Annotated in this window: 12 protein-coding genes; 3 read left to right on the forward strand and 9 right to left on the reverse strand. The window is 42.3% G+C overall.

Features of this window, described 5'->3' with window-relative positions:
* Position 1: 1 nt before the first annotated feature.
* Positions 2–1,033, reverse strand: coding sequence for a zinc ABC transporter substrate-binding protein ZnuA (znuA, locus tag C9J45_RS01475; protein WP_107292074.1), 1,032 nt, complete (start codon positions 1,031–1,033; stop codon positions 2–4).
* A gap of 168 nt (positions 1,034–1,201) precedes the next feature.
* Here znuA and znuC point away from each other — a divergent pair, with 168 nt between their 5' ends.
* From znuC to C9J45_RS01490, 3 genes are all read left to right on the forward strand, one after another.
* A complete protein-coding gene (gene znuC, locus C9J45_RS01480; RefSeq protein ID WP_107292075.1) occupies positions 1,202–1,966 on the forward strand; it encodes a zinc ABC transporter ATP-binding protein ZnuC in 765 nt (254 codons plus the stop codon).
* Positions 1,963–2,748 carry a zinc ABC transporter permease subunit ZnuB gene (gene znuB / locus C9J45_RS01485; protein WP_105060634.1) on the forward strand — a complete coding sequence of 262 codons (786 nt, stop codon included), beginning with the start codon at positions 1,963–1,965 and terminating at the stop codon, positions 2,746–2,748. The genes znuC and znuB overlap by 4 nt, the downstream gene beginning before the upstream one ends.
* 140 nt (positions 2,749–2,888) lie before the next feature.
* Positions 2,889–4,946 carry a PhoX family phosphatase gene (locus C9J45_RS01490; protein WP_107292076.1) on the forward strand — a complete coding sequence of 686 codons (2,058 nt, stop codon included), beginning with the start codon at positions 2,889–2,891 and terminating at the stop codon, positions 4,944–4,946.
* A 71-nt stretch (positions 4,947–5,017) separates the two neighbouring features.
* Here the strand turns inward: C9J45_RS01490 and sucD are convergent, their stop codons facing one another.
* From sucD to sdhC, 8 genes are all read right to left on the reverse strand, one after another.
* Positions 5,018–5,890 (reverse strand): succinate--CoA ligase subunit alpha, encoded by an 873-nt coding sequence (sucD, locus tag C9J45_RS01495; protein ID WP_005370551.1) that lies wholly within the window; start codon positions 5,888–5,890, stop codon positions 5,018–5,020.
* Entirely contained in the window at positions 5,890–7,056 is a 1,167-nt protein-coding gene (sucC, locus tag C9J45_RS01500; protein WP_005370549.1) for an ADP-forming succinate--CoA ligase subunit beta, read from the reverse strand. Before sucC ends, sucD begins: the two co-directional genes overlap by 1 nt.
* A 147-nt stretch (positions 7,057–7,203) precedes the next feature.
* On the reverse strand, positions 7,204–8,409 hold the full coding sequence (odhB, locus tag C9J45_RS01505; RefSeq protein WP_107205581.1) for a 2-oxoglutarate dehydrogenase complex dihydrolipoyllysine-residue succinyltransferase: 1,206 nt from the start codon (positions 8,407–8,409) through the stop codon (positions 7,204–7,206).
* A 27-nt stretch (positions 8,410–8,436) separates the two neighbouring features.
* Positions 8,437–11,268 carry a 2-oxoglutarate dehydrogenase E1 component gene (gene sucA, locus C9J45_RS01510; protein WP_107205580.1) on the reverse strand — a complete coding sequence of 944 codons (2,832 nt, stop codon included), beginning with the start codon at positions 11,266–11,268 and terminating at the stop codon, positions 8,437–8,439.
* Between the two features lie 118 nt (positions 11,269–11,386).
* On the reverse strand, positions 11,387–12,100 hold the full coding sequence (locus tag C9J45_RS01515) for a succinate dehydrogenase iron-sulfur subunit (protein WP_005370542.1): 714 nt from the start codon (positions 12,098–12,100) through the stop codon (positions 11,387–11,389).
* 15 nt (positions 12,101–12,115) lie between these two features.
* Complete coding sequence (gene sdhA / locus C9J45_RS01520) at positions 12,116–13,882, reverse strand: succinate dehydrogenase flavoprotein subunit (RefSeq protein ID WP_107205579.1); 1,767 nt, start codon at positions 13,880–13,882, stop codon at positions 12,116–12,118.
* Positions 13,883–14,230, reverse strand: coding sequence for a succinate dehydrogenase, hydrophobic membrane anchor protein (sdhD, locus tag C9J45_RS01525; RefSeq protein WP_045148138.1), 348 nt, complete (start codon positions 14,228–14,230; stop codon positions 13,883–13,885).
* Complete coding sequence (gene sdhC, locus C9J45_RS01530) at positions 14,224–14,625, reverse strand: succinate dehydrogenase cytochrome b556 subunit (protein ID WP_107205578.1); 402 nt, start codon at positions 14,623–14,625, stop codon at positions 14,224–14,226. The genes sdhD and sdhC overlap by 7 nt, the downstream gene beginning before the upstream one ends.
* Between the last annotated feature and the right edge of the window lie 317 nt (positions 14,626–14,942).

Raw genomic sequence — 14,942 nt, forward strand, 5'->3', positions numbered from 1 at the left:
TCTATTTTAAACACTTGGTAAAGCTCTGTCCGAGTTCCTTAATAAAACGGACGTATCCTCCCTTGCCCACTTCGACATTTGTCGCCATTGGATCAAGGGTTCCTATGTTTACCCCTGTGCCTTTAGTTACACTATCAACAACTGCTGGTGAAAACTGCGGCTCACTGAATACACAATAAGCTTGCTTATCTTTTAATGATTCACGAATTGCGATTAGAGTTTTAGCACCAGGCTTACGATCAGGCTCAACAGTAAAGTGCCCTAAGTTATTCAGACCAAACTGATGTTCGAAATACCCATAGCCATCATGAAAAACAAAATAGCCATTATTTGAAACAGGTTTTAATTCCGCATTAAGTTCACTTACAGCTTGATTAACTTCAGTGGTAAACGTTGAAAGATTATCGAGATAAACAGTTTTATGCAATGGATCATGTTTAATCAATGCTTCCGTGATCACATTTGCGGCTTCAATTGTCTGTTTTGGTCCCATCCAGAAATGCGGATTAAGCCCAGAGTGGTGATGACCTGCATGATCACCATGGTCATCATGAGCATCGTGACCTTCATGATCGCCATGGTCATTGTGATCATCGTGGCCGGCATGATCGCCATGGCCATCGTGAGCGTCGTGGCCGGCATGATCGCCATGGTCATCGTGATCGTCGTGACCGGCATGGTCATCACTCGGTTTAGCACCATAATTTAGAAAATCGATACCAGCTTGTTTTGTCAAAGCGAAGCTATTTGGGTTTGTAGCCATAAGTTTTGTTAAAAAAGTTTCTAGTTGAGGCCCAACCCAAATTACCAGATCTGCATCATTCAATTTTTTTACATCTGATGGACGTAATGCATAATCATGTGGAGAAGCTCCTGGTGGTAAGATTGCATCTGACGTTGCTGCACCTTGAACTAACTCACTAACAATCAGGTTTAATGGTTTAATGGTTGTAACAACTTTAAAGTCATCTGCCATTGCTGAACCTGATAAAGCCAGAGCTGCTGCACAAAACAATGATGATATACGCTGCATTATTTTATTATCCTAAAAAATAAGTGTTGCACTTTTATACTGCTAATTATTTATATGATGAGCAATATATTCCCTAACGAACATGATAATGTTACAATATAACACATCAGTAATGTTATATTATAACATTACCTTTTATTTCTAAAGCCTATTAAGACAACTTCCTTTATGTCAACCCTAATCGAACTACAATCAGTCACTGTCTCATTTGGTGAACGTGATGTTTTGGATAATATTACGCTTAAGCTTGAACGCGGTGAAATTACCACCTTAATCGGTCCTAATGGTGCAGGTAAATCAACCTTAGTAAAAGTCATAACAGGACTGAGCAAAGCCACAAAAGGAAAAGTGGTTCGTAAAAAAGGAATTCGTATTGGTTATGTACCTCAAAAGCTACGCCTAAATAATACCCTGCCTCTTTCTGTCGATCGTTTTATGCGTCTTGCTGGACGTTATAATCAAGAACAACGTATCGAAGCTTTAAACATGGTTAATGGTAGCCACCTACTTAACAGTGATATGCATGGGCTATCTGGCGGTGAGATGCAACGTGTCTTACTTGCGCGCGCCTTATTGCAAAAACCCGATTTACTAGTACTTGATGAGCCAGTACAGGGGGTTGATGTAAACGGCCAATTAGAACTTTATCGCCTGATCCAACAATTACGTGATTTACTTAACTGTGCCATCTTGATGGTTTCTCACGACTTACACCTTGTCATGGCGAAAACTGATAATGTGATTTGTTTGCAACATCACATCTGTTGCTCTGGTAGTCCACTAACTGTGACGAGCCACCCTAAATACATTGCATTATTCGGCCAAACATCGACAGAGCAGCTTGCTGTCTATGAACATAAACATAACCACCAGCATGACGATTCAAATAAAACTCATAAATGCTGTAATAACCATGAGGAATCAAAAGCATGATTGAGTTTCTTCTGCCGGCCTTGATCGCTGGTATTGGTATTGCAATACTCGCCGGTCCACTGGGCTCATTTGTTGTTTGGCGAAAAATGGCTTATTTCGGCGATACATTATCTCATGCCTCTCTACTCGGTATTGCGCTAGGTTTTCTTTTTAATATCAACTTAAATCTGGCGTTAGTTATCTGTTGTTTAGTGCTTGCCGTTGTACTTGTTACGCTACAAAAACAACGTTATGTAGCCACAGATACTTTACTGGGTATCTTAGCCCATAGCGCTTTATCGCTAGGTCTGGTTGCAGTGAGCTTCCTCGACAATGTTCGTATCGATTTAATGTCATATCTATTTGGTGATTTATTGGCTGTAACCACTAACGATCTATTATGGATATATTGCGGTGGTGCTGTCGTTTTAGCTTTATTGATTTATCTATGGCGACCACTACTTTCGATGACTATTAGTGAAGAAATGGCTCAAGTAGAAGGCGTGAATGTCGATTTAATGCGCCTATTACTGATGTTAATGGTGGGTATGGTAATCGCTGTTGCGATGAAATTTGTTGGGGCATTGATCATTACATCATTACTTATCATTCCTGCCGCGACCGCTCGACGTTTTTCACACAGTCCAGAATCAATGGCAGTATTTGCGTCAATTATTGGCGCGATAGCTGTGGTTCTTGGTCTTGCAATGTCATGGCATTACGACACGCCAGCAGGCCCTTCTGTTGTTGTATCTGCCGCTGCAATGTTTATGCTTAGCCAACTAAAACGCACTGCGCGTTAACCTTATCTTCATTACTTGGGTAGCTGACAATATTATTAAATATAAATGTCACAATAATAGACAAATTCTGTCACTACCCATTCTTACTATCTTTCCTGTTCAACTTATTAAATAAATAATAAACACAGGAAAGCAAAGCAATGAGTAAGGAAACGTTCGATCCTACCCGCTATAACACCAGTAATAACAAAGCATTTGAAGATGTACTTCAAGCTAACTTGCAACGCCGAAGCATCCTCAAGGGTGGCTTAGGTATGAGTGCAATGTCAGCTCTTGGTGCATTAGGTCTTGCTGGTTGTAACTCTTCAGGTTCAACTGAAGCAACGTCTAAGGTAGCAGATCGTTCTCAAGCTGTTTTAAATTTCGATTCTATCCCTGGTTCGTTAACTGATGCCGTTTCTATTCCTTCTGGTTACACCGCACAAGTATTAGTCCCTTGGGGTACACCATTAAATGCGACTGCAAATGCATGGAAAAATGATGGTACAAATAACAGTACTGATCAGTTAAATGCATTAGGTATGCACCATGACGGTATGCACTTTTTCCCATTAAACGAACAATCTACTGATGGATTACTTTGTATTAACCACGAGTACATTGATCAGCAAGCACTGCACTCAAACTGGGACAAAGATGCCGAAAGAGCAAAAGAAGTACGTACTGATATAGACGAAATCCGCAAAGAGATAAACGCTCATGGTATTTCTGTTGTTCGTATCCAACTTGAAAATAACCAATGGAAGTTAATCGACAGCGACCCACTTAACCGTCGCTACACCGGTGCAACTGTAATGGATTTATCCGGCCCTCTCGCACATTCTGAGTTAACCGTCACTCGCTTCTCACCTGACGGTAGTCAAGCACGGGGAACACTCAACAACTGTGGTAACGGCTATACTCCGTGGGGAACTTACCTCACCTGTGAAGAAAACTGGCCGGGCTATTTTACTAATACTGGTACACGCACTAAAGAGCAAGATCGTATTGGTATTTCGGGCACAGGTAAGTATTTACAAGGTCGCTATAAGTGGGAAACGTTAGCTGGCCATAATGAAGAACGTCTTGATGAATTTGCTCGCTTTAATTTAGCACCAACAGGTACTTCATCACTTGACGATTACCGAAATGAAGCCAATGGTCATGGCTACATTGTTGAAATTGATCCATATACAAAAAACTCTCGAGCTAAAAAACGTACCGCGTTAGGACGTTTCCGCCACGAAGGTTGTACCTTTGGCAAGCTAGAAGAAGGCAAACCTGTTGTGTTTTATTCAGGTCATGATTCACGCTTTGAGTACCTGTATAAATTTGAGTCAGCAGCATTATGGGATCCCGCTGATGCTTCACCTTCAAACCGCTTATTAACCGGTGATAAGTATATGGATGAAGGCACACTATATGTTGCTCGATTTAATGAAGACAGCACCGGAACTTGGCTGCCGTTAACCCTTGATAGCCTCACAACTTCAGGTGATACACTGGCTTCACACTTTAACTCATTGGCTGAGATCATCATTAATACTGCAGGTGCCGCTGATTTAGTTGGAGCAACACCAATGGATCGTCCTGAATGGGCAGCAGTGGATCCATTTACAGGTTCTGTTTACCTCACCCTAACCAATAACACTAAACGTAAAGACAGCACTAACCCTGCCAACCCTCGCCTAAATAATAAATTTGGTCATATCATTCGCTGGGATGAAGGTGAAAATCCAACAGAGTTTAACTGGGATATTTTCGTTTTCGGCTCACCAAGTAATGGTGATGAAGAGACAAACCGCTCAGGTTTAACAGATCTAAATCAGTTTGCTAGCCCTGATGGATTAGCGTTTGATCAACGAGGTATTATGTGGATTCAAACCGATAATGGTGCTGATGAAGTTGAAGAGTACACCAATGATCAGATGCTTGCGGTAGTGCCATCTCAGCTACTGAATGAAGATGATAGTCAAACAGTTATTGCTAGCTCAAATCAGGCGGAGCTAAAACGCTTCTTTGTTGGTCCAAATGGTTGTGAGGTCACAGGTTTCACCATTAGCCCTGACTACAAATCTCTATTTGTTAATATTCAACATCCGGGCAATTGGCCATATAGTGATAATGCCGCCGAAGCAGCACCTAGCGGTACAGAAGTTCGACCACGTTCATCAACGGTCGTTATTCGCCGTGAAGATGGTGGTGAGATTGGTGTTTAACGCTCTGCATGACTAATCAATAAAAAAGCCCTGCAAATGCAGGGCTTTCATTTTCAATGGGTAGGTAGAGATTACCAGTTAGTTACTTCACGTAACGCTTTACCGATATCTGCTAAACTTTTTACTGTCTTAACACCAGCTTCTTCAAGTGCAGCAAATTTATCTTCAGCCGTACCTTTACCGCCAGAAATAATAGCACCTGCGTGACCCATACGCTTACCAGGAGGTGCGGTAACACCCGCAATGTAAGAAACAACAGGTTTTGTCACGTTCTCTTTAATGTAAGCTGCTGCTTCTTCTTCAGCAGTACCACCGATTTCACCAATCATTACAATCGCTTCTGTCGCTGGATCTTTTTCAAACATTTCAAGGATATCAATGAAGTTTGAACCTGGAATTGGATCACCACCGATACCTACACATGTAGATTGACCAAAGCCTTCATCTGTTGTTTGCTTAACCGCTTCGTAAGTCAATGTACCTGAACGCGATACGATACCTACTTTACCAGCCTTATGGATATGACCCGGCATGATACCAATCTTACACTCATCTGGTGTAATAACACCCGGACAGTTAGGACCAATCATACGAACGCCAGCTTCATCAAGGCGAACTTTAACATCTAGCATATCCAGTGTTGGAATGCCTTCTGTAATCGTTACGATAAGCTCGATACCAGCATCAATTGCTTCTAAGATTGCATCTTTACAAAACGGCGCGGGTACATAGATAACTGTCGCTGTTGCACCAGTCACTTCAACTGCTTCACGTACCGTATTAAATACAGGTAGACCTAAGTGCGTTGTTCCGCCTTTACCAGGAGAAACACCACCCACCATTTGTGTTCCGTACTCAATCGCTTGCTCTGAGTGGAATGTACCTTGTCCGCCAGTAAAGCCCTGACAAATTACTTTGGTATCTTTATTAATTAAAACTGACATTATTTACCCTCCGCTGCAGCAACAACTTTTTCCGCCGCTTCTGTTAACGAAGTCGCAGCAATAATATTAAGACCACTATCTGCAAGTTTCGCCGCACCTACTTCTGCGTTGTTACCTTCAAGGCGAACAACAACTGGTACTTTAACGCCAACTTCTGCAATAGCGCCGATAATGCCATCAGCAATCAAATCACAACGTACAATACCACCGAAGATATTAACCAATACGGCTTTTACGTTGCTATCAGAGAGGATAATTTTAAATGCTTCAGTAACACGCTCTTTGGTTGCACCGCCACCTACATCAAGGAAGTTAGCCGGCTGTCCACCGTGCAGGTTAACGATATCCATCGTACCCATTGCAAGGCCTGCACCATTAACCATACAGCCAATGTTTCCGTCGAGTGCAACGTAATTTAATTCCCACTGTGCAGCATGTGCTTCACGCTCATCTTCTTGCGATGGATCATGCATTTCACGGAGTTTAGGCTGGCGATACATTGCGTTAGAATCGATATTAATCTTACCGTCTAGGCACAATAGGTTATTATCACCCGTGATAACTAGTGGGTTAATTTCAAGCAGTGCAAGATCATATTCAGCGAACATATTTGCTAAGCCCATAAAGATCTTAGTAAATTGTTTAATCTGATCACCTTTAAGACCCAGTTTGAATGCAAGCTCACGTCCTTGGTATGGCTGAGGCCCAACCAATGGATCAATTGCTGCTTTATGAATAAGTTCAGGTGTCTCTTCTGCTACTTTTTCAATTTCCACACCACCTTCAGTTGATGCCATGAAAACGATACGGCGAGAGCCACGATCAACCACTGCACCTAAGTACAGCTCATTGGCAATATTAGATGCTTCTTCAACTAATATTTTGGTTACTGGCTGACCATTAGCATCTGTTTGGTAAGTTACTAGATTTTTACCTAGCCAGTTTTGAGCAAACTGTTTAATACCATCTTTGGTTTCATGTAATTCCACACCGCCCGCTTTACCGCGACCACCAGCGTGAACCTGACATTTAACTACCCACTTACTACCACCAATTTTACCTGCCGCTTCTGCCGCCTGTTGTGGCGTATCGCAAGCGTAACCTTCTGGTACAGGTAAACCATATTCAGCGAATAGCTGTTTTGCCTGATATTCGTGCAAATTCATGATGTTCTATCCGTTTTATTATCCCTTTGGGACTTGTTATATCCATACGAGGTACTCTTGGGAACCTCTTCGTGATTAGATTTGGCAATTTGACTAACTGTCATTAATAGGCTGAATAATGAGCATTTATCCAGCCTATTTACCAAATTATACGTCTAGTAGTAGACGTGTTGGATCTTCAAGTAACTCTTTAATCGTTACTAAGTAACCCACTGATTCACGACCATCAACTAAACGGTGATCGTAAGATAACGCAAGGTACATCATAGGCAAGATTTCAACTTGTCCATTCACCGCCATAGGGCGATCTTGGATTTTATGCATACCTAAAATCGCAGCTTGTGGTGGATTAATGATCGGCGTCGACATCAATGAGCCAAACACACCACCATTAGTGATCGTAAAGTTACCACCTGTTAAATCTTCAACGGTTAACTTGCCGTCACGACCTTTAATTGCAAGTTCACGAATACCCTTCTCAATTTCAGCAAGGCTTAGCTTATCGCAATCACGTAGAACAGGTGTTACCAGACCACGAGGTGTTGATACTGCAATGCTTACATCAAAGAAGTTGTGATAAACAATATCATCACCATCAATAGATGCATTTACTTCTGGGTAACGCTTTAGTGCTTCAACCACAGCTTTTACATAGAAAGACATAAAGCCAAGACGAATACCATGACGCTCTTCGAAGATATCTTTGTATTGCTTACGAAGATCCATGATTGGTTTCATGTTCACTTCGTTAAACGTTGTTAACATCGCCGTACTATTTTTAGCTTCAAGCAGGCGCTCAGCTACACGCTTACGTAAACGTGTCATAGGCACACGTTTTTCGCTGCGGTGCGCTAGTGGCGTATCAACAACAGGTGCTTTTGTCACAGCTGATGCTGATTGATTCTTTAAGTATGCTTCTACATCTTCTCGAGTAATGCGACCACCAACACCAGAGCCTTTAACAGCACCTGCATCAATACCATGCTCACTTAACAAACGACGAACGGCTGGGCTTAATGCTTCACTTGTTTCTTCTGTTAAAGAGGCGGTGTTACGCTTATTCGGTGACGCTTCAGCTTCTGTTGGTACATCTTTTGTTGGTTCACCAGCAACTGCGCCAACTTTGATTTTACCAATCAACTGTTTAGTAAGAACAGTCGTACCTTCACCTTCAAAAATAGCTTCTAACACGCCATCTTCAGGAGCTGGAACTTCAAGTACTACTTTATCTGTTTCAATATCAACCAATACCTCATCACGAGATACGGCATCGCCAGGTTGTTTGTGCCAAGTGGCAACGGTTGCGTCAGCCACAGATTCCGGGAGGTCGGGAACCAGAATTTCGATTGTCATATCGGTTTTGTCCTTTTTGTTCCAGTTCTAATTATTATTTTGCTCTTGAGGAGCAATTGTTAAAGCGTCTTCTATAAGTGCTTTTTGTTGTTTCAAATGCACCGACATGTAACCTACCGCCGGTGAGGCTGATGCTGGACGTCCGGCATAACTTAAACGCGCACCTGCTGGTAACGCAGAATAGAAGTTATGTTGACTTGAATACCACGCGCCTTGGTTTTGCGGCTCTTCTTGACACCAAACAAAATCAGTTACGTGCTTATATTCAGCAATTGCAGCTTCAACGTCTTCTTTCGGGAATGGGTACAGTTGCTCGATACGAACAATCGCCACATCCTCTTGTTCATTCTTGCGGCGTTGCTCCAGTAAATCGTAATAAACTTTACCTGAACAGAAAACCACACGTTTCACTTTATTTGGTGCTAAATCATCAACTTCAGCAATCGCAGGTAAGAAAGTACCGTTAGCTAAATCGTCTAACGTAGATGTACATAACGGATGGCGCAGCAATGATTTTGGCGACATTACAATTAATGGTCGACGCATTGGACGAACCACTTGACGACGGATCATGTGGTAAACCTGTGCAGGTGTTGATGGAACAACAACTTGCATATTTTGCTCTGCACACAATTGTAAGTAACGCTCTAAACGTGCCGATGAGTGCTCTGGGCCTTGACCTTCATAACCATGTGGTAGCAGCATGGTTAAACCACACATACGCCCCCATTTTTGCTCACCAGAACTGATGAATTGGTCAATCACAACTTGAGCACCATTAGCAAAATCACCAAATTGCGCTTCCCATACCGTCAAACCACTAGGCTCAGCCGTTGCGTAACCATATTCAAAGGCTAATACCGCTTCTTCAGATAACACTGAGTCGATCACTTCAAACGGACCTTGTCCATTGTGAAGATTAGCTAACGGCACATAAGTACTAGCATCTTCTTGGTTATGCAGTACAGCATGACGATGGAAGAAGGTACCACGACCAGAATCTTGGCCTGTAATACGAATACGATTACCTTCGTCAACTAATGTGGCATAAGCCAATGTTTCAGCCATACCCCAATCAAACGCTTTTTCACCCGCAATCATAGCGACGCGATCGTTATATAGCTTTTGAACACGGCTCTGTAAAACATGACTATCTGGATATTGGCAAAGGCGAGCACCTAACTCTTTTAAACGCTCAACAGGCACTTTGTTATTCCAATCAACTGTCCAGTCATGGCCTAAGTACGGTGACCAATCAACCGTATGAAGATGCATTGGACGCCATTCTTTTACCACACACTCGCCACGATCTAACGCATCGCGATATTCATTGACTAAGCTTGTTGCCGTATCTAAACCAAACACGCCAGTGTCGGTTAGATAATCGGCATAAATCTTACGAGGCGTAGGATGCTTTTTGATCTTTTGGTACATAAGAGGCTGAGTTGCATTCGGCTCATCCGCTTCATTGTGACCATGACGACGGTAACAAACCAAATCAATAACAACATCACGCTTAAATTCATTACGGAAATCAAACGCAAGTCGAGTTACAAAAGCAACCGCTTCAGGATCATCAGCATTAACGTGGAAAATAGGTGACTGCACCATCTTAGCGATATCAGTACAGTATTCTGTCGAGCGGGTATCATTTGGATTAGAGGTCGTAAAACCAACTTGGTTATTGACGACAATACGAATAGTACCGCCAACACCATAACCACGTGCTTGAGACATATTGAACGTCTCAGCAACAACACCCTGTCCAGCAATCGCTGAATCACCATGGAGTGTAATAGGTAATACTTTAGAACCCGTATCATCACCTAAGCGATCTTGACGAGCGCGGACAGAACCCACAACAACTGGGTTTACAATTTCAAGGTGAGATGGGTTAAAGGCAAGAGCAAGGTGAACATCGCCACCTGGTGTGGCAAAATCTGCAGAAAAGCCTTGGTGATATTTTACATCACCCGTACCCCAGCTTTCGCCGTGCTTTCCTGCAAACTCATCAAATAAGTCTTGTGGCTTTTTACCTAATACATTAACTAACATGTTTAGGCGACCACGGTGGGCCATGCCAATAACAACTTCGCGTACACCTTGAGAACCAGCGTGACGGATCAGCTCTTTCATCATTGGAATAAGCGCATCACCGCCTTCTAATGAGAATCGCTTAGCACCAGGGAATTTCGCGCCTAAATAACGCTCAAGACCTTCAGCTGCGGTCAATTCATCAAGAAATGAAAGTTGCTCTTCTTGTGAGAAGGAACCGTGCCCCATTACCGATTCAAGACGTTGTTGGATCCAACGCTTTTCCTCAGTATCTGTAATGTGCATGTATTCTGCACCAATAGAGCCACAGTATGTTTTCTTTAACGCAGCATAAATTTCAGAAAGCTTCATGGTCTCTTGACCAACAGCAAACGAGCCTACGTTAAATGTTTCATTAAAATCTTCATCAGTAAGATTATGGAATGCTGGATCAAGATCTGGAACTAAATCACGCTGCCATAATCCTAATGGATCAAGTTTTGCATTTTGATGCCCACGGAAGCGGTACGCATTAATAAGTTGCAATACCTTTACTTGTTTCGCATCTACATCTGGATCACTGACGGTAGCACTTAAAAAGTTGGTTTCTTTCGCTAAACGTCGGAAATAATCACGAACACGTGAGTGAGGTTGTTCTACAGCAGTCTCATTGACTACCGGTAATTCAACAAAAATATCACGCCATTGCTCGTCAACTAATTCTGGGTCGCTAAGATACAACTCGTAGAGATCTTCTACGTAAGTCGCATTGGCGCCAGCTAAATGTGAAGACTCAAGCCATGCCTTCATAACGCCGTTCTGCATTATTTTCCCTTAACCACTAGTTATCGCCGTTTACACCGATTGTTTAATCAGAGCATTAAGGCCGGATCAATTACTCATTCATTGAATTAACGTCACCGGCATATCGATATTATTTTTTTTATACTGCTCGTTTAAGCAGCATTGATTTAATGTGACCAATCGCTTTTGTTGGATTTAGTCCTTTAGGACAAACATTTACACAGTTCATTATGCCATGGCAACGAAAAACACTAAATGCATCATCAAGATTTGATAATCGTTCATCTGTTGCTGTATCACGGCTATCAATTAACCATCGATATGCTGCCAATAAGCCTGCAGGTCCAATAAATTTATCAGGATTCCACCAAAATGATGGGCATGATGTCGAGCAACATGCACACATAATACATTCGTACAAACCATCTAACTGCGCGCGATCTTCAGGCGCTTGGAGGTTTTCACGAGCCGGTGGAACTGCTCCATCATCAATTAAGAAAGGTTTTACTTTTGCATAATTGGTGTAGAACTGTTCCATGTCGATAATCAGATCACGAACAACTGGTAATCCCGGTAAAGGGCGGATAACAATCGTGCTCTTATCCATTAAAGCTGATAATGGTGTAATACACGCTAAACCATTTTTACCGTTCATATTAATGCCATCAGAACCACACACACCCTCACGACATGAACGACGGAAAGACAGCGTAGAATCTTGCTCTTTTAACAGAATAAGTGCATCAAGCACCATCATATCTGAGCCTTCTGGCACTTCTAAGGTATACCCTTTCATGTGTGGTGCATTATCCACATCAGGGTTATAGCGATATATTGAGAAGTTGAGTTTCATCTTATCTATCCTCCCTTAGTAAGTACGTGCTTTCGGCGGGAAAGCTTCACGATGAACTGGCGACATGTTTACATCACGCTTAGACATAGCTTCTGTCTCAGGGTTGTAAATAGAGTGGCATAACCAATTAGCATCATCACGTTCAGGGAAGTCGAAACGAGCATGAGCACCACGACTTTCAGTACGGTAGTTAGCCGCGACTGCCGTTGCCATTGCTGTTTCCATTAAGTTTTCAAGCTCTAAGCATTCAATACGTTGTGTATTAAACTCAGAAGAAGTGTCATCTAAACGCGCATGCTTTAAACGTTCACGAATTTCTTTTAGCTCTGTAAGACCCGTTGCCATCGCATCACCTTCACGGAAAACCGAGAAGTTGTTTTGCATACAACTTTGAAGATCTTTACGAATTTGAACAGGATCTTCACCTTTTTGCGTAGTGTTCCAACGGTTAACACGAGCTAAAGAGGCTTCTATATCAGAATCTGTAGCAGGACGAGCTTCTGTTTGTGCAGCCAACGTTTCACCTAGATGTAAACCCGTTGCACGACCGAAGACGACCAGATCAAGTAATGAGTTACCACCTAAACGGTTAGCACCATGCACAGATACAGATGCGATCTCACCACAAGCGAAAAGACCTTGTACTTCTTGATCAACACCAGATGCTGTTTGTTTAAGGGCTTGGCCTGATACCTGAGTCGGTACCCCACCCATCATGTAATGACAAGTAGGAATAACTGGAATCGGCTCTTTAACAGGATCAATATGGGCAAAGGTACGCGATAATTCACAAATACCCGGTAGACGCGATTCAAGAACATCTTTACCTAAATGATCAAGTTTCAATTTAATGTGAGGTCCCCATGGGCCATCGCAACCACGACCTTCACGGATCTCAACCATCATTGAACGTGCAACCACATCACGACCAGCCAAATCTTTAGCATTAGGTGCATAACGCTCCATGAAGCGTTCACCATCTTTATTTAAAAGATAACCACCTTCACCACGACAACCTTCCGTTACCAGTACACCCGCGCCAGCAATACCCGTTGGATGGAATTGCCACATTTCCATATCTTGCATTGGCACGCCAGCACGAAGCGCCATACCAACACCGTCACCAGTGTTAATGTGCGCATTTGTTGTCGAAGCGTAAATACGACCAGCGCCACCTGTTGCAAGGATAGTAGCTTTAGATTTGAAGTAACAAATCTCGCCAGTTTCCATACACAAAGCAGTACAACCTAAAATTGCACCATCTTGGTTTTTTACTAAATCTAACGCATACCACTCAGAAAAAATCGTCGTTTGATGCTTAATATTTTGCTGATAAAGCGTATGAAGTAACGCGTGACCAGTACGGTCAGCAGCAGCGGCTGTACGCGCAGCTTGCTCACCACCAAACTCTTTAGACTGACCACCAAATGGGCGTTGATAGATAGTACCGTTGTCAAAACGCGAAAACGGTAGCCCCATTTTTTCTAATTCAATAACTGACTTAGGGCCATTTTGACACATGTATTCAATAGCATTCTGATCACCAATGTAATCAGAGCCTTTTACTGTGTCATACATATGCCATTGCCAATTATCTGGGTGTGAATTACCCAGCGCAACAGTAATACCGCCCTGCGCAGATACAGTATGAGAGCGCGTAGGGAACACTTTTGATAGCAAGGCACATTTTAGTCCTTGCTCTGAAATTTGTAATGCGGCACGCATACCCGCACCACCAGCACCGATAACAACGGCATCAAACTCACGAACTGCAATGCTCACTTACACACCCCACACAATAAAGAAACCCGCAAATAGGTAAACAAAAAGAATTGCTACAACAACAAACTGCAATCCCACTCTTAAAACGGCAGGTTTAATGTAGTCTGTTAACACTTGCCACAAACCAATCCAAGCATGTACAAGAATGGAAACCAAAGCCAACATAGTAAAAACTTTGGTACTGATTTGATTGAAGAATGCACTCCAAGTTTCAAACGTTAGCTCAGGGCCAAACGCAAAGAAACCAACCATATATACGGTGTAAAGGGTCAAAATGATCGCTGTAGCGCGGATCAGAATAAAATCGTGTATACCATTACGGCCGACGGAAGATACGTTATTTACCATACTAAGCCTCCTGCAAATACTGCTAGTACAGCGACAATTGCAAAACTAACTTTGGTACTTGCAATGCCTGTGTCCATTTCTTCGAAATAACCTAAATCCATCAACAAATGACGGACACCTAAAACAATGTGATAAAACAATGCGGTCAATACTCCCCACAGGATAAATTTCACAAAAAAGCTATCAGTAACACTAACAGCGGATGTAAAACCTTCAGGAGAAGATAAAGATAGGTTTAGCAGCCACAGCAAGATGGCAAGGGATACGAATGTAATCACACCTGAAACGCGGTGTAGGATTGACGCTATCGCAGTAAGCGGAAAGCGAATCGTTTGTAGGTCGAGATTGACAGGTCTTGGCTTTTTTACTTTCACGGTTTGCCCACTCAGCTCCATTGAAGCAATTTATTTTTTTATTAAATTCTCTGAGATATACGTACAAGCCAACAAACAAGTGCAACAAAAATTCAATATTAGGTTATTATTATGTTGAGCAGACGTTGTAAACGTCATTACCTAACTCTTAAAAATAAATGACACATGTTTGTAAAATCCTGGCGGGTAGTATAACCAGAGACCTTGCCTCACTATACGCCCCGTAACATTCAAAAACAATTCCAGTTACATGATGTCAAACACGATTCTCATAAATTAATACTTTTTGATTTAAAGTTATTAACAAGCGCACACAAAGAAGCACAATAATTGACAAA

This window comes from Photobacterium sp. GB-1, from assembly GCF_003026165.1.
In the GTDB taxonomy this organism is placed as follows: Bacteria; Pseudomonadota; Gammaproteobacteria; order Enterobacterales; family Vibrionaceae; genus Photobacterium.